21 protein-coding genes are annotated in these 25266 nt (G+C 37.6%); all 21 read left to right on the forward strand.

Annotation, left to right across the window (positions count from 1 at the left end):
* Window positions 1-3 precede the first annotated feature (3 nt).
* The 21 genes from PCY10_RS00815 to PCY10_RS00915 all read left to right on the forward strand — a co-directional run bounded on the left by PCY10_RS00815 (window position 4) and on the right by PCY10_RS00915 (window position 24958).
* Window positions 4-1146 (forward strand): glucose-1-phosphate adenylyltransferase, encoded by a 1143-nt coding sequence (locus PCY10_RS00815; protein WP_301558740.1) that lies wholly within the window; start codon window positions 4-6, stop codon window positions 1144-1146.
* Window positions 1136-2275, forward strand: coding sequence for a glucose-1-phosphate adenylyltransferase subunit GlgD (gene glgD, locus PCY10_RS00820; protein WP_301558741.1), 1140 nt, complete (start codon window positions 1136-1138; stop codon window positions 2273-2275). Before PCY10_RS00815 ends, glgD begins: the two co-directional genes overlap by 11 nt.
* Entirely contained in the window at window positions 2272-3705 is a 1434-nt protein-coding gene (glgA, locus tag PCY10_RS00825; RefSeq protein ID WP_021002533.1) for a glycogen synthase GlgA, read from the forward strand. The genes glgD and glgA overlap by 4 nt, the downstream gene beginning before the upstream one ends.
* A gap of 21 nt (window positions 3706-3726) precedes the next feature.
* Complete coding sequence (locus PCY10_RS00830; protein ID WP_301558742.1) at window positions 3727-6126, forward strand: glycogen/starch/alpha-glucan phosphorylase; 2400 nt, start codon at window positions 3727-3729, stop codon at window positions 6124-6126.
* A 313-nt stretch (window positions 6127-6439) separates the two neighbouring features.
* On the forward strand, window positions 6440-6640 hold the full coding sequence (locus PCY10_RS00835) for a F0F1 ATP synthase subunit C (protein WP_003025282.1): 201 nt from the start codon (window positions 6440-6442) through the stop codon (window positions 6638-6640).
* Window positions 6641-6679: 39 nt separating this feature from the next.
* Complete coding sequence (gene atpB, locus PCY10_RS00840; RefSeq protein WP_003072152.1) at window positions 6680-7393, forward strand: F0F1 ATP synthase subunit A; 714 nt, start codon at window positions 6680-6682, stop codon at window positions 7391-7393.
* A 14-nt stretch (window positions 7394-7407) separates the two neighbouring features.
* Window positions 7408-7902 (forward strand): F0F1 ATP synthase subunit B, encoded by a 495-nt coding sequence (gene atpF / locus PCY10_RS00845; RefSeq protein WP_003037243.1) that lies wholly within the window; start codon window positions 7408-7410, stop codon window positions 7900-7902.
* Entirely contained in the window at window positions 7902-8438 is a 537-nt protein-coding gene (locus tag PCY10_RS00850; RefSeq protein ID WP_009569016.1) for a F0F1 ATP synthase subunit delta, read from the forward strand. The genes atpF and PCY10_RS00850 overlap by 1 nt, the downstream gene beginning before the upstream one ends.
* 15 nt (window positions 8439-8453) lie before the next feature.
* Window positions 8454-9959: a F0F1 ATP synthase subunit alpha gene (atpA, locus tag PCY10_RS00855; RefSeq protein ID WP_003069752.1), complete on the forward strand. Its 1506-nt coding sequence runs from the start codon at window positions 8454-8456 to the stop codon at window positions 9957-9959.
* A 15-nt stretch (window positions 9960-9974) separates the two neighbouring features.
* Window positions 9975-10853, forward strand: coding sequence for a F0F1 ATP synthase subunit gamma (locus tag PCY10_RS00860; protein ID WP_003069751.1), 879 nt, complete (start codon window positions 9975-9977; stop codon window positions 10851-10853).
* 34 nt (window positions 10854-10887) lie between these two features.
* Window positions 10888-12294: a F0F1 ATP synthase subunit beta gene (gene atpD / locus PCY10_RS00865; protein ID WP_021002535.1), complete on the forward strand. Its 1407-nt coding sequence runs from the start codon at window positions 10888-10890 to the stop codon at window positions 12292-12294.
* A gap of 10 nt (window positions 12295-12304) precedes the next feature.
* On the forward strand, window positions 12305-12724 hold the full coding sequence (locus PCY10_RS00870) for a F0F1 ATP synthase subunit epsilon (RefSeq protein WP_003072157.1): 420 nt from the start codon (window positions 12305-12307) through the stop codon (window positions 12722-12724).
* Window positions 12725-13049: 325 nt separating this feature from the next.
* Window positions 13050-15974 (forward strand): VWA domain-containing protein, encoded by a 2925-nt coding sequence (locus tag PCY10_RS00875; protein ID WP_021002536.1) that lies wholly within the window; start codon window positions 13050-13052, stop codon window positions 15972-15974.
* Window positions 15975-16080: 106 nt separating this feature from the next.
* Window positions 16081-17667, forward strand: coding sequence for a SpaA isopeptide-forming pilin-related protein (locus PCY10_RS00880; RefSeq protein WP_235046490.1), 1587 nt, complete (start codon window positions 16081-16083; stop codon window positions 17665-17667).
* A 54-nt stretch (window positions 17668-17721) separates the two neighbouring features.
* Window positions 17722-18558 (forward strand): class C sortase, encoded by an 837-nt coding sequence (locus PCY10_RS00885; RefSeq protein WP_041787387.1) that lies wholly within the window; start codon window positions 17722-17724, stop codon window positions 18556-18558.
* A 105-nt stretch (window positions 18559-18663) separates the two neighbouring features.
* A complete protein-coding gene (locus PCY10_RS00890; RefSeq protein ID WP_014829739.1) occupies window positions 18664-18894 on the forward strand; it encodes a DUF1146 family protein in 231 nt (76 codons plus the stop codon).
* Between the two features lie 37 nt (window positions 18895-18931).
* The gene (gene murA, locus PCY10_RS00895) at window positions 18932-20212 is read left to right on the forward strand and encodes a UDP-N-acetylglucosamine 1-carboxyvinyltransferase (RefSeq protein WP_003072160.1); all 1281 of its coding nucleotides are present in this window, start codon (window positions 18932-18934) and stop codon (window positions 20210-20212) included.
* On the forward strand, window positions 20205-20381 hold the full coding sequence (locus tag PCY10_RS00900) for a DNA-directed RNA polymerase subunit beta (RefSeq protein WP_003072163.1): 177 nt from the start codon (window positions 20205-20207) through the stop codon (window positions 20379-20381). The genes murA and PCY10_RS00900 overlap by 8 nt, the downstream gene beginning before the upstream one ends.
* Before the next feature lie 62 nt (window positions 20382-20443).
* Window positions 20444-21289: a DNA/RNA non-specific endonuclease gene (locus PCY10_RS00905; protein WP_021002539.1), complete on the forward strand. Its 846-nt coding sequence runs from the start codon at window positions 20444-20446 to the stop codon at window positions 21287-21289.
* Window positions 21290-21442: 153 nt separating this feature from the next.
* Window positions 21443-23179, forward strand: a complete 1737-nt coding sequence (locus tag PCY10_RS00910) for an ABC transporter ATP-binding protein (protein WP_021002540.1) — start codon at window positions 21443-21445, stop codon at window positions 23177-23179.
* A gap of 9 nt (window positions 23180-23188) precedes the next feature.
* On the forward strand, window positions 23189-24958 hold the full coding sequence (locus PCY10_RS00915; RefSeq protein ID WP_301558743.1) for an ABC transporter ATP-binding protein: 1770 nt from the start codon (window positions 23189-23191) through the stop codon (window positions 24956-24958).
* The last annotated feature ends 308 nt before the right edge of the window (window positions 24959-25266 follow it).

Raw genomic sequence — 25266 nt, forward strand, 5'->3', positions numbered from 1 at the left:
CAGATGAAGAATGAAATGTTAGCTTTAATTCTTGCCGGTGGGCAAGGAACACGTCTTGGAAAACTCACTCAAAGTATTGCCAAACCGGCAGTACAGTTTGGTGGGCGTTACCGCATTATTGACTTTGCATTGTCAAATTGTGCTAACTCAGGGATTCATAATGTAGGTGTCATTACTCAATACCAACCGTTAGCTTTGAATAGTCATATTGGAAATGGTTCTAGTTGGGGACTGGACGGTATTAACACAGGAGTATCTATTCTCCAGCCATATTCAGCAAGTGAGGGCAATCGTTGGTTTGAAGGAACGAGTCATGCGATTTATCAAAACATTGATTATATTGATACTATCAATCCTGAATATGTCTTGATTTTATCTGGTGATCATATTTACAAAATGGATTATGATGATATGCTTCAGTCTCATAAGGACAACAATGCTAGCTTGACAGTAGCTGTTCTAGACGTTCCGTTGAAAGAGGCAAGCCGCTTTGGTATTATGAATACGGATGCTAATAATCGTATTGTTGAATTTGAAGAAAAACCGGCTGAACCTAAGTCTACAAAAGCTTCTATGGGAATTTATATTTTCGATTGGAAACGTCTGCGCAATATGCTTGTCGCTGCTGAAAAGAGCAATGTAGATATGTCTGATTTTGGTAAAAATGTTATTCCAAATTATCTAGAATCTGGTGAAAGTGTCTATGCTTATGAATTCAACGGCTACTGGAAAGATGTTGGTACGATTGAATCACTTTGGGAAGCCAATATGGAATATATCGATCCAAACAATGCTTTGGATAGTCGCGATCGCCAATGGAAGATTTATTCGCGAAATTTGATTTCCACACCAAATTTTCTTGGTAAACATGCTCATGTCGAAGATTCTTTGGTTGTGGATGGCTGTTTTGTAGATGGAACGGTTAAGCATTCCATTCTTTCTACGGAAGCTCAAGTGCGTAAAGATGCAGTCGTAGAAGATTCTGTTGTAATGAGTGGTGCTATCCTTGGTCAAGGAGCAAAAATCAAACGTGCGATTATCGGTGAAGGAGCTATCATTTCTGATGGTGTAGAAATTGATGGAACAGATGAAGTGCAAGTTATCGGATACAATGAGAAAGTGGGGGTACCATCAGATGAAGATTGATAAATATTCAGCAATTTTAGGAAATACAGTTGGATTTCATGATATGTCTACTTTGACAAATCATCGTCCGGTTGCCAGTTTGCCGTTTGGTGGGAAATATCGTTTGATTGACTTTCCGTTGTCTAGCTTGGCTAATGCAGGGATTCGGAGCGTTTTTGGTATTTTTCAACAAGATAATATCAGCTCTGTCTTTGACCATATCCGTTCTGGACGTGAATGGGGGCTGTCTACTCTTTTGAGTCACTACTATCTTGGTATTTATAATACGCGTGTAGAAAGTTCTACTGTTGCTAAAGAATACTACGAGCAATTGTTAACTTACTTAAAACGTTCGGGTAGTGATCAGACAGTAGCATTGAACTGTGATGTTTTAGTGAATATTGACTTAAATCAAGTTTTCCACTTACATACGACAACTGACCAGCCTATTACAGTGGTCTATAAAAAATTGCCAAAAGAAGGTATCTCTGAAGTTAACGCGGTATTAGAGATTGATGAAACAGACCATGTAAAAAATCATCATCTTTTTGATGATAAAGAACAGCAAGATTTGTACAATATGTCAACAGATATTTTTGTTGTAGATACACTCTGGCTGATTGAAAAGTTAGAAGTAGAAGCACAAAAAGAATTTCCTCAAAAATTACGTTACGTTTTACGTGATTTAGCTGTTCAGGAAAAGGCATTTGCTTACGAATACACTGGTTATTTAGCAAATATTCATTCTGTCAAGTCATACTTCGATGCTAATATTGATATGCTTGATTCGCATAAATTCTATTCTCTTTTCTCTCCAAATCAAAAGATTTATACTAAAGTAAAAAATGAAGAACCAACTTATTATGCAATCGGTTCTAAGGTTTCAAATTCTCAATTTGCTTCTGGTAGTATTATCGAAGGAGAAGTGAGCGATTCTGTCATTTCTCGTAATACTCGTATTAAAAAAGGAAGTCGTGTAAAAAACAGTATTCTTTTCCCACGTGTCCTTATTGGTGAAAATGCAGTGGTTGAGTATGCTATTTTAGATAAGGGGGTTGAGGTTGCTGAAGATGTGACTATTCGAGGAACGGTTGATAACCCCGTTGTTATTAAAAAAGGTGAAAAAGTAACAGAGGATAGAATGCAATGAAAATCTTATTTGTAGCAGCAGAAGGAGCACCTTTTTCAAAAACAGGAGGATTGGGAGACGTCATTGGCGCTCTCCCTAAATCTCTTGTGAAGGCAGGTCATGAAGTGGGCGTGATTCTTCCTTATTATGATATGGTGGATAAAAAATTTGGCGACCAAATGGAAGACTTGTTCCATTTTGAAGTAAAGGTCGGTTGGCGCGGTCAATATGTCGGTGTGAAACGTACAATTTTAAATGGTGTGACCTTCTATTTTATAGACAATCAATACTATTTCTTTCGTGGTCATGTTTATGGTGATTTTGATGATGGTGAGCGTTTTGCTTATTTCCAAATGGCTGCTGTTGAGTTGATGGAAAGAGTAGATTTCATTCCAGATGTATTGCATGTGCATGATTATCATACCGCGATGATTCCATTTTTAGTGAAAGAAAAATACCATTGGATTCAAGCTTATCATGGAATTCGGACTGTGTTAACCATTCATAATTTAGAATTTCAAGGTCAATTTTCTGATGGGATGCTCTGGGATTTATTCGGAGTGGGTTATGAGCGCTATGCTGATGGAACATTGCGCTGGAATGATTGCCTCAACTGGATGAAAGCGGGGATTTTATATGCAGATCGTGTAACAACGGTATCACCAAGTTATGCACATGAAATTATGACACCAGAGTTTGGTTGTGGTTTGGATCAAATTTTGCGGATGGAGTCAGGCAAAGTATCAGGTATTGTCAACGGAATTGATACAGATATTTATAATCCAGAAACAGATGCGTTACTGGATCATCATTTTAATAAAGATGATTTATCTGGCAAACTTGCTAATAAGCGTGCGTTGCAGGAAAAAGTTGGTCTACCTGTTCTAGATGATGTACCTCTAGTGGGGATTGTATCACGTTTGACTCGGCAAAAAGGTTTTGATTTAGTTGTGGATCAATTACACAATTTACTACAAGATGATGTACAAATTATCCTTTTAGGAACAGGAGAACCATCTTTTGAACAATCCTTTTCTTGGTTTGGACAAGCTTATCCAGAAAAATTATCCGCTAATATCACTTTTGATGTGAAATTAGCCCAAGAAATTTATGCGGCGTGTGATGCGTTCTTAATGCCGAGCCGTTTTGAACCATGTGGCTTATCTCAAATGATGGCAATGCGTTATGGAACTTTACCGCTTGTACATGAAGTAGGTGGTCTTCGTGATACCGTTCAACCATACAATGCTTATGAAGGAACAGGAACTGGATTTAGTTTCAACAATTTCTCAGGTTATTGGCTGAAATGGACATTTGACAGGGCTATTGACGTATACCACAATGATAAAGAAGCCTGGAAGAAGCTTCAAAAGCAGGCTATGGAACGTGACTTTTCATGGGATACAGCTAGCCAAGCTTACGGTCATCTATACCAATCTCTTTATTCATAGAAAGGAGTTTGCCATTCAGAAATGGAACTAACAAAAGAACAGTTTCTTCAAGATTTTAAAGATATTTTACATGAAGAACAATTGATTAAGGTAGAAGATGCTACTCCGGCAGAGCTGTTTCAGACCTTAGCACATACTATTCGTAAATATATTACTCCTATGTGGTTAGAACGACGGAACAAACTAGTAGAAGATAAGCCAAAAATTGCTTATTACTTTTCTATTGAATTTCTGCCTGGGCGAATGCTGGAAACCAATTTATTGAATCTTGGGATTCTTGATGTTGTCAAGGAAGCCTTTGATGAATTAGGTGTTGATTTTATGGCTGTCAAACAGGCTGAGCATGATATGGCTTTAGGAAATGGTGGTTTGGGTCGCTTAGCAGCAGCTTTTATGGATTCGCTTGCAACCACAGGCTATCCTGGATTTGGTAACGGAATCCGCTACCGCTATGGATTATTCAAACAAAAAATTGTGGATGGCTATCAAGTCGAGTTGCCAGATGATTGGTTTGGTAGTTTCGGAAATGTTTGGGAAACACGTAAGGATCATGATGTTGTAGATGTTAAAATCTTTGGGAACGTCTATCTTCAAGCTAATGAGGATGGGCGAATCATTCCTGTGTACGAAAATTCACAAACTCTTCGTGCAGTTCCTTACGATGTATCACAAATTGGCTTTGAAAATGATACGGTCAATAATCTTCGCCTATGGGATGTCGAAATTCCTGAGGAATACGAATTAGACTACCCAACGATTGAAGCACGTCGTAAGGTACAGGATATTACAGCTATCCTTTATCCGGATGATTCAAACTACGAGGGAAAAGAGTTGCGTTTGATTCAAGAATATTTTATGACCAGTGCTGGCTTACAGACTATTATCAAATCCTATCGGAAACAGGGTCTACCTTTAGAGCAAATTCATGAAAAAGTATCAGTTCATATCAACGATACACATCCAGCAGTTGCACCAGCAGAGTTTATGCGACTTCTATTGGATGATTGTGGTCTTGAATGGGCTGATGCTTGGAATGCGACAGTTCAGACCATGAGTTATACCAATCACACCATTCTTTCAGAAGCTTTAGAAAAATGGGATGCAGAACTCTTAAAAAATGTTCTTCCTCGTGTTTATCAAATCATTCTTGAAATCGACAATCGTTATATTGCTGATATGGCTGCGTGTGGTATTGACCCACAAGTGATTGAACATACACGGATTGTCAAAGATAATCAAGTGCATATGGCTCACTTGGCTATTATTGGTGGTCATTCTGTGAATGGTGTAGCTAAACTTCACACCGAACTTCTAAAAGAAGATACGCTCCGTGATTTTTATGCCATTTATCCTGAAAAATTCAACAATAAAACGAATGGTATCATTCAACGCCGCTGGCTGCAAATTGCAGATGAACCTTTGTCAAATGAAATTGACCACTTGATTGGTAAAGGCTGGCGAACAAATATTCATGAATTGCGCAAACTTTTAGACTACAAAGATGATCAGCATGTTTTGAGCGAATTTTATAATGTTAAGCAGGAAGCTAAAGCACGTTTAGCAACTTTCATCAAAGAATCTACAGGAGTGGAAGTGTCACCGAAAGCTATCTTTGATGTGCAAGTGAAACGACTCCATGCCTACAAACGCCAGTTGCTCAACCTGCTTCATATCCTTAAATTGTATTGGGATTTGAAAGATAATCCTGATAAAGATATGGTGCCGCGAGTTTTCATTTTTGGTGCTAAAGCAGCACCAGGTTATCATTTTGCAAAATCTGTTATTAAATTGATCAACGAAGTAGCAAATCTTGTGAATAATGATGAAAGTTTACAAGGCAAATTAAAAGTTATTTTCCTTGAAAATTATCGTGTCAGTTTAGCTGAACTCATCATTCCAGCGGCAGATGTGTCTGAACAAATCTCTCTTGCTTCCAAAGAAGCTTCTGGGACATCTAATATGAAATTTATGATGACGGGAGCTATTACCTTGGCAACTCTTGATGGCGCCAATATTGAAATCAAAGATGAAGTTGGAGACGACAATATTGTGATTTTCGGTATGGACAAAGATGAAGTCTACGATCATTATGCACGTCATGATTATGATTCACGTGGTGTATACGAAAATAATCCAATCATTCGTCGTGTGGTTGATAGTTTTGTAGATGGTACTCTTCCAAATGTCCGAAATGAAGGTTCTGAGATTTATGAAGCTTTGATTACACACAATGACGAATACTTCCTTCTGGAAGATTTTGCTTCGTATGTAGCTGCACAAGAAAAAATTGATCAACTCTATCGCGACAAAGAAAAATGGGCGCGTATGAGCCTTGTTAATATCGCAACGTCTGATAAATTCACATCAGATGATACGATTGAACAATACGCCAAAGAAATTTGGAACCTGAAAAAGGATTAAGCTAGAGGCTGGAACCTATCCAGCCTCTTTGTTGAAAAGTTAGTTTATTTCATTTGATAGAGGAAGATTTTGTGAAGTATCAGATTTCAATAAATAAGAACAAGATTACTATTTTTTTATAAAGGTAGATTTATAGTGAAACAAACTTCGTATTTTTGCTATCTAGGTTTATCATTATTGCAGAAATAATTTGCTTTTTCAGAAAATGAAACAAATACTTATAAAACGTTTCCAAAAGACAAAAACATTTGACAAAAAGAGTTTTTAGGACTAAACTAAGTAAGTAAATTTTAAACATAAAGGAGAATTCATCATGAATTTAACATTTTTTGGATTATGTCTTGCCTGTATGGGTGTTTCGCTCGCTGAAGGTTTTTTAATGGCAAATCTATTTAAATCAGCATCACGTCAACCAGAAATCATTGGTCAGTTGAGAACGCTCATGATCATGGGGATTGCCTTTATCGAAGGTACTTTCTTCGTAACACTTGCGATGTCATTCATCATTAAATAAGAAAAGAAAGTTATCCTTTAGAAAAGGGGGTGGAGTTCGTTGGAAGAAAGTGTAAATCCAACCATCACTTTAGGTCCGGTGACCTTTGATCTGACTCTACTTGCTATGTCTCTTCTAACTGTATTTATCGTATTTGCCTTTGTTTATTGGGCTAGTCGGAAAATGACGCTGAAGCCTTCTGGTAAACAAAATGTCTTAGAATACCTCTATGATTTTGTCATTGGCTTTACAAAGGGAAATATTGGCGATAAATATATAAAGAATTATTCTCTATTTATCTTTTCCTTATTCCTTTTCGTTGCAGTAGCTAACAATCTTGGTTTGATGGCGAAAGTGCAGACAACCAATGGTTATAATTTGTGGACATCTCCAACGGCCAATCTTGCCTTTGACTTAGGATTTTCATTTTTGATTACCTTGATTTGTCATGTTGAAGGAATTCGCCGACGGGGAGTGAAAGCTTATCTCAAGGCATTTGCGACACCTGCTGGAATGACTCCAATGAATATTTTGGAAGAATTCACTAATTTTGCCTCTCTGGCTCTGCGTATCTATGGTAATATTTATGCGGGTGAAGTTCTGTCTGGTTTGTTGTTAACTTTATCACAACAAGCTGCTGGTTGGTATCCAATTGCTTTTGTCTTGAATCTTATTTGGACTGCTTTTTCAGTCTTTATTTCATGTATTCAAGCATATGTATTTACCATGTTGACATCTATGTATCTAGGTAAAAAAATTAACAGCGAGGAATAGAAGGGAGATAAGAGATGAATATTACTTTAGGTAGTCTTATTGGGGATTTTATCCTTGTAGCAGGCTCATTTCTTCTGTTAATCATTTTAATCAAGAAATTTGCCTGGGAGAATATCACAAGTACTTTTGAGCAACGTGCTAAAAAGATTTCAGATGATATTGATGGTGCAGAATCAGCTCGTCAAAAAGCAGAAGATTTGGCGCAAAAAAGAGAAACAGAATTAGCAGGTAGTCGTCAGGAAGCGACAACTATTATTGAGAATGCTAAAGAAACTGCTGAGAAAAATAAGGCAGGAATCTTGGCAGATGCAGCTGATGAAGCTGGACGTTTAAAAGAGAAAGCAAATCAAGAAATTGCTCAAACCAAAGCAGAAGCCTTGAACAGTATTAAAGGTGATGTAGCTGATTTGACTGTAAATCTTGCTAGTAAAATTTTAGGACAACAGTTGGATCAAGAAGCTCATAAAGAGCTGATTGACCGCTACATTGACAAGCTAGGAGATGCTTAATGGACAAAAAAAGATTTGCGGTAGTTGAAAAATATACCACACCTTTTGTCCAGCTTGTGATTGAAAAAGGGCAACAAAAAAATGTCTTTGAACAGCTTCATCAAATGAAAGACATTTTGGATGATACAAACTTAGTTGCCTTTCTATCGCATATTGGTGTTGATGATACAGAAAAAGAAAAAAGCCTTCGCTATTTTCAAGGATCTGATTCGCTTTTGATTGACAACTTCATTGAAGTTATTATTCACAATCATCGTGAAGATCTTTTTTATGATATTTTAGTAGAAAGTCTTCATCAGCTTGAAATGATTAGTAATGAATTTGAAGTGACGATTAAATCCGTTCAGACTTTATCTGAGACTCAAAAATCCAAAATTATTCCAATTGTTGAACGAAAATTTGGATTGCAAGTTCGTTCCTTAAAAGAAGAACTTGATGCGAGTCTTATTGGTGGCTTTATCATCACTGCTAATAATAAGACAATTGATGCAAGTATTAAACGTCAATTACAAATAGTAAAAGAAAAATTGAAATAGAAAGTGGTGTGAATTTTGGCGATTAACGCACAAGAAATCAGCGCTTTAATTAAGCAACAAATTGAAAATTTCCAGCCAAATTTTGACGTCACGGAAACAGGGGTCGTCACTTATATTGGTGATGGAATCGCACGTGCCCATGGTCTTGATAATGCTATGAGTGGTGAGTTGTTGATTTTTGAAAATGGCTCATATGGTATGGCACAAAACTTAGAATCAACAGATGTTGGGATTATCATTCTAGGTGATTTTACTGATATTCGCGAAGGTGATACAATCCGTCGTACTGGTAAAATCATGGAAGTACCTGTTGGAGATGCTTTGATTGGGCGGGTTGTTGATCCACTTGGCCGTCCGGTTGATGGACTTGGTGAAGTTAAGACAGACAAGACACGCCCAGTTGAAACGCCTGCTCCAGGAGTTATGCAACGGAAATCTGTATCAGAACCTCTTCAAACGGGGTTGAAAGCGATTGATGCTTTGGTACCAATTGGTCGTGGTCAACGGGAATTGATTATCGGAGATCGTCAAACTGGTAAAACAAGTATTGCAATTGATGCGATTTTGAACCAAAAGGGACAAGATATGATTTGTATCTACGTTGCTATTGGACAGAAAGAGTCAACGGTTCGTACGCAAGTAGAAACGCTTCGTCAGTATGGAGCGCTTGATTATACAATCGTTGTGACGGCGTCAGCCTCTCAACCGTCACCATTGCTGTTTTTGGCTCCTTATGCTGGTGTGGCAATGGCAGAAGAATTTATGTATAATGGTAAACACGTTTTGATTGTTTATGATGATTTATCCAAACAAGCGGTTGCCTATCGTGAACTGTCGCTTTTACTTCGTCGTCCACCAGGACGTGAAGCTTTCCCTGGAGATGTGTTCTATCTTCACAGCCGTCTCTTGGAACGGTCTGCAAAAGTTTCAGATGAATTAGGCGGTGGCTCTATCACAGCGTTGCCGTTTATTGAAACACAAGCAGGAGACATTTCAGCTTATATTGCAACTAATGTGATTTCCATTACAGACGGTCAAATCTTCTTGAGTGATAGCCTCTTTAATGGGGGGGTTCGACCAGCTATTGATGCCGGTTCATCTGTATCGCGTGTAGGTGGTTCTGCTCAGATAAAAGCTATGAAAAAGGTAGCTGGTACACTCCGTATCGACCTTGCTTCTTATCGTGAACTAGAAGCCTTTACCAAGTTCGGTAGTGATTTGGATGCTGCGACACAAGCGAAGTTAAACCGTGGCCGTCGGACAGTAGAAGTATTGAAACAGCCTGTTCATGAACCACTACCAGTTGAAAAACAAGTGGTTATCTTGTATGCATTGACACACGGCTTCTTGGATAGTGTACCAGTTGATGATATTCTTCGTTTTGAAGCAGAATTGTTTGATTACTTTGATGCTCATCATGAAGGTATTTATGAAACTATTCGTCGGACAAAAGATCTTCCAGAAGAAGCTGCTCTGGATGCTGCAATTACTGAATTTATCAATCAGTCGAGCTTCAAGTAAGAAGAGAGGTGTCAGATGGCAGTTTCATTAAATGATATAAAAAATAAAATTGCATCCACAAAAAACACCAGTCAAATCACAAATGCTATGCAGATGGTGTCTGCTGCAAAGTTGGGAAAATCTGAAGAAGCAGCCAAAAATTTTCAAATCTATGCTTCTAAGGTCAGAAAATTATTGACGGATTTACTTCACGGACATGAAGCTCAAAATTCCAAATACCATCCTATGCTTGTTAGTCGTCCGGTTAAGAAAACGGCTTATATCGTTATCACATCGGATCGTGGCTTGGTAGGTGGTTATAATGCGACCATTCTCAAATCCATGATGGAACTTTTTGCGGAATACCATGATAAAGATGATTTTGTCATTATTTCAATCGGAAGTATGGGTTCGGATTTCTTTCGTGCTCGTGGTCTCCAACCAATTTATGAACTGCGTGGTTTAGCAGATCAACCAAGCTTTGATGAAGTCCGTAAAATCATTAACAAAACGGTTGAAATGTATCAAAACGAATTATTTGATGAATTGTATGTTTGTTATAATCATCACGTCAATAGTTTAACAAGCCAAATGCGTGTTGAACAAATGCTTCCAATTGTGGATTTGGATCCAAATGAAGCAGATGAAGACTACGTTTTGAATTTGGAATTGGAATCAAGTCGTGATGTCATTTTGGATCAATTGTTGCCTCAATTTGCCGAGAGTATGATTTATGGGGCAATTATTGATGCGAAAACTGCTGAAAATGCAGCAGGAATGACCGCCATGCAGACAGCAACAGATAACGCAAAGAAAGTTATCAGTGATTTAACGATTCAGTATAACCGTGCTAGACAAGCTGCTATCACGCAAGAAATTACTGAAATTGTGGCGGGTGCAAGTGCACTAGAATAGTGTCACATAAAATAAATAGATAGAGGAGAAAAGAATGAGCTCAGGCAAAATTGCTCAGGTTATCGGACCAGTCGTTGATGTCGCGTTTGCAGCTGGTGATAAATTACCTGAGATAAATAATGCACTTGTAGTCTATAAAAATGACGAAAATAAATCAAAAATCGTCCTTGAAGTAGCTCTTGAGCTTGGTGATGGAGTGGTTCGAACTATTGCCATGGAATCCACTGATGGGTTGACTCGTGGCATGGAAGTTCTAGATACTGGTCGACCAATTTCTGTTCCAGTTGGGAAAGAAACACTAGGTCGTGTCTTTAACGTTTTAGGCGATACCATTGATTTGGATACTCCATTTGGCGAAGATGCAGAACGTCAACCAATCCATAAAAAAGCTCCAACTTTTGATGAGTTATCTACTTCATCAGAAATCCTAGAAACAGGAATAAAGGTTATTGACCTTTTAGCCCCCTACCTCAAAGGTGGGAAAGTCGGCCTCTTCGGTGGTGCTGGCGTTGGGAAAACTGTCTTGATTCAAGAGTTGATTCATAATATCGCCCAAGAACACGGTGGGATTTCAGTCTTTACTGGTGTTGGGGAACGGACTCGTGAAGGGAATGACCTGTACTGGGAAATGAAAGAATCTGGTGTTATCGAAAAGACGGCTATGGTCTTTGGGCAAATGAATGAACCGCCTGGAGCACGTATGCGTGTAGCTTTGACTGGGTTAACGATTGCAGAGTATTTCCGTGATGTGGAAGGTCAAGATGTTCTTTTGTTTATTGATAATATTTTCCGTTTCACTCAAGCTGGTTCTGAAGTGTCAGCCCTTCTTGGTCGTATGCCATCAGCTGTTGGTTACCAACCAACCTTGGCTACTGAAATGGGGCAATTACAAGAACGTATTACATCAACGAAAAAAGGTTCTGTTACCTCGATTCAGGCTATCTATGTGCCAGCTGATGACTATACTGATCCTGCGCCAGCTACAGCTTTTGCTCACTTAGATTCAACAACTAACCTTGAACGGAAATTGGTACAATTAGGTATTTATCCAGCAGTAGATCCGCTTGCTTCTAGCTCACGTGCGCTTGCTCCTGAAATTGTCGGTGAAGAGCATTATGCTGTTGCAGCAGAAGTAAAACGCGTCCTTCAACGTTACCATGAATTGCAAGATATTATTGCTATTTTGGGTATGGATGAATTGTCAGACGAAGAGAAGACCTTGGTTGCTCGTGCACGTCGGATTCAGTTCTTCTTATCACAAAACTTTAATGTGGCGGAACAATTCACTGGTCAACCGGGTTCTTATGTCCCAGTTGCTGAAACAGTTCGTGGTTTTAAAGAAATCCTTGAAGGAAAATACGATTACCTTCCTGAGGATGCTTTCCGTGGTGTTGGGTCTATTGAAGATGTTGTTGCTAAAGCTGAAAAAATGGGATTCTAAGAGGTGAACCATGGCTCAAATGACAGTACAAATCGTGACGCCAGATGGTCTGGTTTTTGATCATCATGCAACATTTGTTTCCGTTAAAACCCTTGATGGAGAAATGGGAATTTTACCGCATCATGAAAACATGATTGCTGTTTTGGCTGTCGATGAGGTCAAAGTGAAGCGGATTGATGAAGAAAATCATGTCAATTGGATTGCTGTGAATGGTGGGATTGTTGAAGTTGCTGACAACTTGATTACTATCATTGCAGACTCTGCTGAACGTGCTCGCGATATCGACATCAGTCGTGCCGAAAGAGCAAAATTGCGTGCTGAGCGTGCTATTGAAGAAGCACAGGAAAAGCATTTAATTGACCAAGAACGTCGTGCCAGAATTGCCCTTCAACGTGCCATTAATCGGATTAACGTTGGAACGAGATTATAATAAAAGGCCATTTGGCCTTTTTATTATAAGGACAACATTACTTTATGATTTAAATAAATTTTTGAGATGAGTTGATAGTCTCAGCTTATCTTTTTTTATCAATCATTCACTATAATTTATCGATTTCAAAGAATTCTTTAGTCATGTTTTTAAGAACTGACTGTCCTTTTCTAATTTTTATATTTGCATCATAGAAAACTTCAATATCAAAAGTGTTGTAAAGATATTTAAAAAATGATAATATATAGTGAAGTTATTGATCTATCAAGATTATATCTTGTTAACATGCGTTATATATAGAGCATTTGTTCCATGGAGTTATAAATTGAAAAAGTTTTTATCCCTATTTACAATATTAATTGTATTGTTCCCGTATATTCATTTCACAACAGCATTTGCAACAGATATTTCGGGTTCTCAAGTTCAGCAGTCACGTTCGTCTGATGAATCTGCTTCTGTAAATTCTGGTAGTGCTATATCAGATGGTACAAGCACGACAGCCTCTGCTTCTAAAAAAGAATTAACGAAACCTTCTTCCAAAGCACAATTTTCAGATGACGAAGTCGATGTTACAGTAGAGGGTACATCAGAAGTTATAAACTCTTCTTTGACGGTCAAGAGGATATTGCCAAAGACAAAAGAAGAAATTACAAAGTATACTACCACGATAAACGCAGTACAAAATTCTTCTAATAAATTAGTAAATGCAGCACAGATTTATCAATTGGATAAATCAAAGGTGACAAATTCTCAGTTTTCAGCAACATTTACGTTTAAATCACCCTTGAATTTAAGAGGAATAAAGAATGATAAAAGCAATGTTGCTGTTGCAGCTATTGATCGAAATCAGAATGTTAAAGATTTGAATGCTGATATTACTCTAGATGAGTCTGGTTCTATTGCCAGTATAAAATTAGCGCGACTGCCAGATGTATATCGATTCGTTATTTATACAACTTCTGAAAAAACAGATTCTACAGTACTTTCCTTTGAAGGGTATGGAAGGATTACATTTGCCGCTGGAACAACGATTCAGGAAGCTACAAAATATACTTTAGAGGATTTCAGCAAGAGAGTTCAAGTTAAGATTTTGGTATCGGACAAAGAAAAAACAGAACTTTCTGATTATAAAGAAGTTGCTTTTAAGCAGGTCACGACGTGGAATAATACGGTTACAATTGAAGATGTTGACCTCGACAAATATGATTTAGTCAAGGTTCGGTACCAAGAAGCACACACTAATCAAGAAACAGATAGCTACAAGTTAGCAAACGATTATCCAGTGTTCTCTTATCTTGGAGGAAATTACCAAGACGATAAAGCTAGCTTTAAAAAATCTGAGAACATTATCAAAGTGTATCTAAAAAAGACAAAATCAGTCTCTGATGGAGCTTCCATTGCAAAACCAAGGACGAGGCGAGCTACTCAAAATCGTGCGGCTGATGATGGAAATAACGCAGCAAGTTTACCACATAATAAACGAATTGATTATTTAGGCGATAAAAAGAACAATCCTGATACAACTGTGGATGACGGACAGCGTGATACATCTGACCTGTATCGTTTATATATGGATATTACAGGCAAACAACAGCCTATAGATGTATTGGTTGTAGCTGACCAATCTGCTAGTATGCAATTTGGTATTGGTGGGGGACAGCCTTCACGGCATAACATACGGCGTGATACTGCTATTAATAATGCTTTGAATGGACAAAATGGTTTATTGAAAAAATTTCTTGATATGAATCCTGAAAATAAGCTTGCTGTTATTAGCTTTCAAGGAAATGTACAAAAACAATATTGGAATGGAAATTACTGGGACGCAGATCATCCGTCAATTGCAGAAAGTAAAGATGCCAGCATCTTAGCAAATTGGGGACGTCCAAATTCAGTTTCAGTACAAGCGAAAAATAGGAATGGTACCAACTATGCTGCAGGTCTTCACTTGGCAAATAAAATGTTAAACGACCCAAGTATTGCAAATAATGGTCATCGTAAGATTATGATTTTTATTAGTGATGGTGTTCCGACTTTTTATTTCCATAATGGATATAGATATGGAACAGGTATTGGTACGGATGTGAATAATGTTCGAAATTCTAAAGAATACTCTAAACAGGCTTTTGATGAGTTTAAGAATAAGAACCCAAATGTAACAACGTATACATTAGGTGTTTCAAAAGACATTACAAGTGAAACAGAAACTTCTAGCCCTGAAGTCCTTAAATATATGGCTGAACATGGGAATGGATTATTTGCTGGTGTGACTGATACTGCGTCACTTGAAAGAAGTCTAAATGCGATTGTGGATGCTACTAAAGTTACCGAAATGAATGTGACGGATGAACTAAGCCAATATGTTAACTACTACAGCGAACAACCTGATGTTAAGATAACTAGAAAGCATGTTGGAACAGGACAAGTGGAAACGCTTTACGAAAAGAATCAAGTAACTACAAAAGGTAGAGGCATTATTGATTCAGTAGGCTTCCAACAACTATCTTCCAAAGATTCTACAGGAAAAATCAATCTGAAGTTTAAGTCGAATTTTCGGATGGACGATCAGTATATCTACACCTTATCTTATAATGTGAAATCATCAGAAGAAGCTTATCGTACATATGCTCATGATAAAGGTAAATATAAGGCTAAGGGAGATGACGATACTGACTATAAAGGCAATGTCACAAGTTCCAGTAAAGAAGGATTCTATACCAACAAAGATGCTTATGCTACCTATAAAGTGGACAATGTGATTAGAACGATTCATTATAAGCATCCAGTTGCACAAGTTGAGCCTACAGAAACTTCTTTAACGAAAGTTGCTTTTGAAAATCAAAACACAAAATTATCAGCAGTTCGTTTTGAATTAAGAGAAGAAGATAAGCGATCTGTTTGGACTAGTGGGGAAACAAATAGTAATGGTCAGTTAACCTTATCTCATTTAAAAAAAGGAAAAACTTATTATCTATTTGAGACCAAAGCTGCTTCGGGTTATACCTTACCAGAAAAGCCTTGGAAAATAACGGTAACAGAAAATGGCGAAGTTTCCATAATAGATCAGTTAAATCATAAACTAAGTAAACAAAGTAATCGCTTTGTGATTACCAATCATAAAATATATCAGCTACCATCTTCAGGCGGAACAGGTCCATATCTGTATACAATTATTGGTGTTATGGTGGTAGCGACTTCAACACTCGTTTATGTTCAGCGTAAACGAAGGGAGGTGATGGATGATGCTTAGTAAAAGATAGTTTCAGGCAATCGTTATCCATCACACAAAAAAATAATGAAGAAAGAAAGTGAAAAAGATGAATTTGTTGAAAAAATTAGTTGCATTTATCGCGACTATGTTTGCTGTAGGAGTTTTTGGAACATTAAATGTCTCAGCGACATCAAACACAGATACAGCTACGTTAAAGATTACTAACATTGAAGGTAATCCAACTGTTAAATTGTATAAAATTGGTACAGGTGAGTATAATGCTAACAATGATTCCTTTATAAAATTTAAGTATGAAAATGGCGTTTCATTAACTGAAACCGGTCCAACATCTCAAGAAATTACAAAGATAGCTAACGATATTAATAAAGGTACAATTTCACTTACACCAGTTGATGTAAAAAACAATGTTAGTGATACTTATACATATCAAGCGACTGGTGCTGGTGTATATATTGCAATTTTGACTGGTGCGACAGATGGTCGGACTTATAACCCAGTTCTTCTTGCAGCTTCTTATAATGGCGAAGGTATATTAAAAGGTGGAGAAGCTTCAAGCAAAGCTAACTATCTTTATGGCCAAACGACAGTTGCTAAGTCAACTTTGCCATCTATTAAAAAAGAGGTAAGTAATACTACTAAGGATGGTGACAAAGATACAGCTTCAGTGGGTCAAGAGTTAACCTATAAATTAACAGTACAATTACCAAGTTATGCGAAAGAAGCAGTGAATAAAACAGTATATATATCTGATACAATGTCGGCGGGGTTAATGTTTGATTACTCTAGCTTGGCGGTTAAATGGAATGGTAAAACTGCTACTATTAGCTCTGATGGTTCAGTAATGGTTGATGGAATGAAAATTGCTACTGCTAGACATGTTGGTAATGGCTTTAATCTAAGTTTTGTTTACGATGCTTTAAATTATATTTCTCCAGAAGTGAGTTATAAAGCAGTTGTAAATGAAAAAGCTGTAGTTGGTAATACTGGTAATACTAATAATGCTGAATTGTTCTACTCTAACCATCCAACAAATGGTTCAACGTATGAAAATCTTGATAAGAAGCCAGAACAGGGTAATGGCATTACAAAAAAAGAAGATAAAAAGATAGTTTACACTTATCAAGTTGCTTTCAAAAAAATTGATAGTAAAACAAAGAACCCACTTGCTAATGCCATTTTTGGAATTTACGATTCGAGTAATAAACTTGTTGATACTGTAACAACTAATAACGCCGGTTATGCTGTTTCAACTCAAGTTAGTGCAGGTACATATACCATTAAGGAGCTTAAAGCTCCGAAAGGGTATTCATTAAATACAAATACATATACTGTAACTGCTAGTCAAACAACTGCAACCATTACGACTAATGTTGCTTCAACTAAGACGGAATACACTACTGATGTAAATCAAGCAGGCAATGATAAGTCACCAGTAGGTTGGTTGAAAAATAATATTTTCTATTTGAAAAAACCATCTGATGATGCAAAACCTGCTTATATTAAATCTACATCAACGACAACTGCTACGGCTCAAACAATGAAAACAACTGGTACAGCTGGTACTGCTGTATTGACCACTGACATTCCCAACACAAAACTTGGAGAACTACCTTCAACTGGTGGTATTGGTACACTTTTATTTACAATGATTGGTGTAGTAGTGATGGCAGCTGCAGCTGGAATTTATGTTCTTAAACATAAAAAATCATGATGAATGAAATACTGGGATTGCCTAATACAATCCCAGTATTTATATGAGGTTAGAGTGAAACATAAGAAAAAAAATATTGGTTTAATTCTATTTTTTATATTTGGTTTTCTTATTCTGATATATCCGATTGTTAGTAATACTTGGAATTCCTATCGGGCAAATCAACTTTTATCGTCTTATGACAAAAAAATCAAATCAAATCAAAAAAAAGAAAATATCAAGATGTGGGAAGATGCAATTGCGTATAACAATGAGTTGGGAATACAACCAGTACCGGATGCCTTCTCTGTACGGGATGGTATTCATGATACAAAATATGAATCGCTTTTGAATGTGAACAAAAATGGTATTATGGGATATGTTGATATTCCGTCAATTAAAGTGAAACTTCCAATTTATCACTATACTACTGACGAGTCGCTAAGCAAGGGGGCTGGTCACTTATTAGGGAGTTCCTTACCAGTTGGTGGAGAGGGGACTCATGCTGTTGTGTCTGCTCATAGGGGGCTTCCAACTGCAGAGATGTTTACCAATCTTCCTAGTTTAAAAAAAGGAAAGTATTTTTATTTTCATGTTTTAGATAAAATTATTGCCTATAAAGTTGACCAGATTTTAACAGTTAAACCTTATCAAGTTTCTGCATTATCTGGAGAAAAAGGAAAAGATTATGCGACGTTGATTACTTGTACACCATATGGGGTCAACACGGAGCGTTTGCTCGTTAGAGGACATAGGGTACCGTATAATCCAAAAACATATCAAAAGGAAAAAGCAAGTAAAGGAAAAATTGATTCTAGTTTTTGGTTCTTGCAGTTGCTATCGGTTGTGATCGGATTGATATTAGCTTTTGTAGTCGTCTATTTTTATGTATTATTTACTAAAAAGAAGTAAACACGGTAAAGGCCATTTGGCCTTTTTATATTGGTTCTGTTGCTATCAATACATGATTCATCTTTGAAAATTTGCTCTCATCTGTTTTTTTGGTATAATAGGAATATGATTCAGTTAATTTTTACACTTAGTAGCCATATGATTTTTATTTTTCTTTCATTTCACTTGCTTTCTACTGTTGTGAATTGGGAAAGACTATTAAAGGTGAATGCTGATAATGCTCTTAAGATTCGATTATTAATTTTATTGCTTAGTATTGCATTAGGTTTTTTACTTAGTTCTTTCTTCCTTAATCTCTATACATTAGGACGAGATGTGTTTAATAGTAATTTATAAGATAAGAAAAGAAATACAATAGGTGTTTTGGAGAAATATGGATAAAATTATTATACAAGGCAGTTCGAATCCATTAGTTGGTTCGGTTAAAATTGAAGGTGCCAAAAATGCTGTTTTGCCTTTGCTTGCAGCAACTATTCTAGCGACGACAGGGAAAACAATTCTAACCAATGTTCCGGTCCTATCGGATGTGTTTACGATGAACAATGTGGTTCGTGGATTGAATACAAAAGTGACTTTTGAGCAAGAAGAGAACAGGATTACGGTGGATGCTACACAGCCGTTGAGTGAAGAAGCGCCTTATAAATATGTGAGTAAAATGCGTGCTTCTATCGTGGTATTAGGTCCGATTTTGGCACGTAATGGTCATGCCAAAGTTTCTATGCCTGGTGGTTGTACGATTGGAAGTCGTCCTATTGACCTTCATTTGAAAGGATTAGAGGCAATGGGGGCTGAAATTAAGCAGACGGCTGGATTTATTGAGGCCAAAGCTAACCGATTGCATGGAGCTCATATTTACATGGATTTTCCAAGTGTGGGTGCGACGCAAAATATCATGATGGCAGCAACTTTAGCAGATGGTGTAACAGTGATTGAAAATGCAGCGCGCGAACCGGAGATTGTTGATTTAGCTGTTTTATTGAACAAAATGGGAGCTAAAGTTCGTGGTGCAGGTACAGAGACACTAACCATTACTGGAGTTGAGGAGCTGATGGGGACAAGCCATAGTGTAGTACAAGACCGCATTGAAGCCGGGACTTTTATGGTAGCAGGTGCTATGACTGGTGGTAATATTCTTATTCAAGACGCTATCTGGGAGCATAATCGCCCACTTATTGCGAAACTGCTAGAAATGGGTGTTTCTGTTACTGAGGAAAATGAGGGGATTCGGATTCGTTCAGATTTGGGCAAACTGAAGGCAGTCAATGTCAAAACACTTCCTCATCCTGGTTTCCCAACAGATATGCAGGCACAATTTACAGCTTTGATGACGGTTGCTAAGGGCGAATCCACTATGATTGAGACTGTTTTTGAGAATCGTTTCCAACATCTGGAAGAAATGCGTCGAATGGGTCTACACTCGGAAATTATGCGAGACACAGCTCGTATTGTTGGTGGTCAAGCTTTGCAAGGAGCTGAAGTGATGTCAACGGATTTGCGTGCAAGTGCTGCGCTAATTTTGACTGGTTTGGTTGCAGACGGTGAAACAAAAGTAGGACAACTAACTCATTTGGATAGAGGTTATTATCAATTTCATAAAAAACTAGCTAATTTGGGTGCAAATATTAAGCGAGTGAAGGAAGAAGACGATGAATAATAATTTGAAATATGTTAAAAAACAAGTCGGAATTGTTTTGGCCGTCTTATTGTTTGGTTTGATTTTGTTTGCACTTGGCTTGGTTGTTGGCTATGGTGGAAAAAATCCATGGGATATTCTATCTCCAGACAAGTGGCAGGAGATTGTTAGCAAATTTACAGGACGATAGTATTTATTGAAAGAAGGTTGAGAGTTGCTCAGCCTCCTATTTTATTTTAAGAAAGGAGAAAAATGTCGCAGAGAAAATCCAATCAAAAAGTAATGCAGAGTGTTATTGGAGGGATTATTGCACTTAGTTTAGCTATTGGTGCTTATTATTTTCGAGCAAATAATAATGGTACAGTTCATCAAGATAGTTCTGCCATTAACAAAAGTCTCGAGCAACATCATGCGGGTCCTAGTAAAGATCTGGCTCAGAGTGTATTGACAGGTAATGTGCGTTCACAATTTAAAGGGAAAATCGAGTGGAATGGCGCAGGAGCTTTTATTGTCAATGAGAATAAAAATGATTTAGATGCTAAAGTGGGAAGTATTCCTTATGCGGATAATAAGACAAAATTGGTCAGAGGTCGAACTGTTCCGACGGTAGCAAATGCTCTTTTGTCTAAAGCTACTCGTCAGTATAGGAATCGTGAAGAAACAGGTAACGGTTCAACAACTTGGACACCTGCTGGCTGGCATCAGGTGAAGCATTTATCGGGTGAATATCATCATGCAGTTGACCGTGGACATCTGCTAGGCTATGCCTTGATTGGTAACTTGAAAGGCTTTGATGCTTCGACTAGTAATCCCAAAAATATTGCGGTGCAAACGGCTTGGGCGAATCAAGCAAATGCTAGCCATTCTACAGGTCAAAATTTTTATGAAACGAAAGTACGTAAAGCTCTTGATAAAAATAAACGAGTTCGGTATCGAGTGACCTTGATTTACGCAAGTGAGCAGGATTTAGTACCAGTTGGTTCACATATTGAAGCCAAGTCTAGCGACGGTAGTTTGGAAATAAATGTCTTTGTGCCAAACGTACAGACAGGAATTCGATTAAATTATCAGACAGGAGAAGTGACGGTCACCAACTAAATTTGGAGTTAATAGCTCATATGCTTTTGCATTTTTATCATCTTTTTGTTATACTGTTTTTGCATAGGCGTGCTTTGGCACGCTCTATTTTGTCTAAAAAGTGTATAAGTGCTTTTTTATTGCGGATTATTTTATGATGTAGGGAGGAGAAACATGAAGTATATTTGGTCTTATTTGAAAAAATATCCAAAATGGTTGCTATTGGATTTCTTTGGTGCTGTCTTCTTTGTTGTGGTGAATCTCGGTTTACCGACTGTTTTAGCACGGATGATTGATGAAGGGATTAACCAAGAAGACAATAACCGTTTGTATTATTGGGCGATTGTGATGCTTATTGTGATTTTATTGGGAATTTTGGGGCGGATTGTGCTTTCTTATGCAGCTGGTAAGTTGACAACGAGTATGGTGCGTGATATGCGTAATGACATCTACGACAAATTGCAAGAGTATTCCCATCATGAATACGAGCAGATTGGTGTTTCATCCTTAGTGACACGGATTACCAGTGATGCTTTTGTTTTGATGCAGTTCGCAGAACAATCCCTAAAAATGGGTGTCATTACACCAATGATGATGATTTCTAGTGTGATGATGATTTTTTTCACTAGTCCTTCCTTGGCCTGGATTGTTGCAATTTCTGTTCCTTTCCTCGGCATTGTCGTTTGGTATATAGCAGTTAAAACTCGTCCTTTATCAGAAAAACAACAAAAAACTTTAGATAAAATCAATCAATACGCACGTGAGAATTTAATGGGTCTGCGCGTTATTCGTGCTTTTGCTCGAGAAGAATTTCAAGAAGAGCGTTTTGCTTCACAAAATGATATTTATGCGAATAATTCGAATCGTCTGTTCAAGTTAACTGGTTTGACAGAACCTCTTTTTGTTCAAATTATCATCGCGATGATTGTTGCCATTGTCTGCTTTGCTTTAAAACCACTAGGTACAGGAGATTTGCAAATTGGAGATTTGGTTGCTTTTATCGAATACAGTTTTCATGCATTGCTGTCATTTCTGTTGCTGTCTAGCTTGTTTACTATGTATCCTAGAACTGCTGTTTCGAGTGAACGGTTGAAAGAAGTAATGGAAATGCCCATTTCGATCAATCCAAACGAAGATGGTGTGATTGAGACAGATAGTCATGGTTATTTAGAGTTTGATAATGTTACCTTTGCATATCCTGGTGAAACAGAGAGTCCAGTCTTGCATAATATTTCCTTCAAAGCAAAACCTGGTGAAACAATTGCCTTTATTGGTTCAACAGGTTCAGGGAAATCATCTCTGGTGCAGTTAATTCCACGCTTCTACGATGTAACTTTAGGAAAAATTTTAGTGGATGGGGTAGATGTGCGCTCTTATAATCTAAAAGCATTGCGGCAAAAGATAGGCTTCATTCCACAAAAGGCTTTGCTATTTACGGGAACAATCGCAGAAAATCTGCGGTATGGGAAAGAACATGCCAGTTATGAAGAATTGACACAAGCGGCAGATGTAGCACAAGCTAGAGATTTTATCGAAAGTAAGGAAGAACGCTTTGAAACCCATTTAGCTGAAGGGGGAAGCAATCTCTCAGGTGGGCAAAAGCAACGCCTTTCTATCGCACGTGCTGTCGTGAAAGAACCAGATATTTATATCTTTGATGATTCATTTTCTGCGTTGGACTATAAGACCGATGCCATTCTTCGAAGTCGACTCAAAGAAGTTACGCAAAATGCTACTGTATTGATTGTAGCACAACGTGTAGGAACCATTATGGATGCAGATCAGATTATTGTTCTGGATAAGGGAGAAATTGTCGGGCGCGGAACACATGAAGAATTGTTGCAACAAAACGATATCTATCGCGAAATTGCTAATTCTCAGTTTAATAGTCAATCACTAACAGAAGAATAGGAGGGAAAGATGAAACAACATAGTTTTATGCGTTTGTGGAGTTACTTAAAAGTTTATAAACTCTCAGTAATCCTTGCTATCTTTTTGAAGGTGGTGAGTATTGTGATGAGCGTGCTAGAGCCTTTTGTACTTGGTCTTGCTATTACAGAATTGACACGAAATGTGCTGGACATAGCAAAAGGAGTCGAAGGCGCCAGTATAAATACAACATATGTCTTTGGGGTAATGGCACTTTACCTTTTGCGTGGTTTGTTCTATGAAATTGGGGCTTACTATTCTAATTATTTTATGACCAATGCAGTGCAAAATACAGTACGTGACATGCGCAATGAGTTGAGTTCTAAAATTAATCAAATTCCAGTTTCTTACTTTGATAAGCATCAATTTGGAGATTTACTAGGGCGCTTTACCAGTGATGTAGAGACTGTTTCAAATGCGCTTCAACAATCATTCTTACAAGTTGTAAATGCGGTTTTGACCATTACCTTAGTTATCGGAATGGTCTTGTATCTTAATTTTCAACTGGCTTTGATAGTGATTGCTAGCATTCCATTGACCTATTTTGGGGCGACCTTTATTTTGAAAAAATCACAACCGTATTTTAAAAAGCAAGCAGATACGCTAGGTGTCATGAATGGATTTGTTCAAGAAAATCTAACTGGTTTTAATGTGCTGAAACTCTATGGTCGTGAAGAAACATCTTCAGACGATTTTCGAGAAATCACGCAAAACCTCCAAGAAGTCGGGTTCAAAGCTAGTTTTATTTCTGGCTTGATGATGCCAATTTTGAACGCAATTTCAGATTTGACTTATCTGCTTGTAGCGGTCGTTGGTGGTTTGCAAGTTATTGCTGGACAATTAACAATTGGGAACATGCAAGCTTTTGTACAATATGTATGGCAAGTAAACCAGCCAATTCAAAATTTAACGCAGTTAGCTGGGCAATTACAAAGTGCTAAGTCTTCGCTGGATCGTATTTTCCAAGTCTTAGATGAACCAGACGAAGTAACGGATATAAAAGAGCAATTAGAACATGATTTGACAGGACAGGTTAGTTTTCAACATGTTGATTTTCAATATGTTGAAAGCAAACCGCTCATTCGCGACTTCAATTTGGAGGTAAAGCCGGGTGAAATGGTAGCAATTGTCGGTCCGACCGGTGCTGGAAAGACCACCCTCATCAATCTACTTATGCGCTTTTACGATGTAACAGCAGGTTCAATTTCTGTTGATGGTCACGATATTCGCAACTTATCGCGCCAAGATTACCGCAAGCAATTTGGCATGGTCTTGCAAGACGCTTGGCTCTATGAAGGAACAGTCAAGGATAATTTGTGTTTTGGAAATCTGAGTGCAACAGATGAAGAAATTGTGGACGCTGCCAAAGCTGCTAATGTAGATCATTTCATTCGGACACTCCCAGGTGGCTATAATATGGAAATGAATCAGGAATCTAGCAATATCTCGCTGGGGCAAAAACAATTATTGACCATTGCGCGAGCACTATTGGCAAATCCCAAAATCTTAATTTTGGATGAAGCAACCTCGTCAGTTGATACGCGCTTAGAGCTCTTGATTCAAAAAGCGATGAAGAACCTCATGCAAGGACGGACAAGCTTTGTCATTGCTCACCGCTTATCGACAATTCAAGAAGCTGATAAAATTTTAGTCCTTAAAGACGGACAAATTATTGAACAAGGAACTCATGAATCACTTCTAGCTGATAGAGGCTTCTATTATGATTTATATACAAGCCAATTTGCTAAGAAAGAAGCTTAATAAGTAAGAGAATAGACAAAGCCTCTCAAAGTAATGAAAACACGACCTCAGTCTAGATTAGCAGTTAGCTAATTGGATGAGTTCGTGTTTTTTATTTTTGATCATACTAAGATTGAAAGGTACTCATTCTGTATCGCGACTCTTTTTCACAACATCTTTGAGGAGAAAGTCCATTTCTTCGATCAGTTTGGTAGATGCAAGGAATAGGTTTCGTTTTGCATGTCAGCTGGGCTGATAGCAAGAACGGATTTTATACATAGTTGTCCTAGTTGATAGCAAGCATTCATTTTAGTTTTCCTGTTATCCTA

It is taken from the genome of Streptococcus sp. SI1 (genome assembly GCF_030439945.1).
Classification (GTDB): Bacteria; Bacillota; Bacilli; order Lactobacillales; family Streptococcaceae; genus Streptococcus; species Streptococcus intermedius.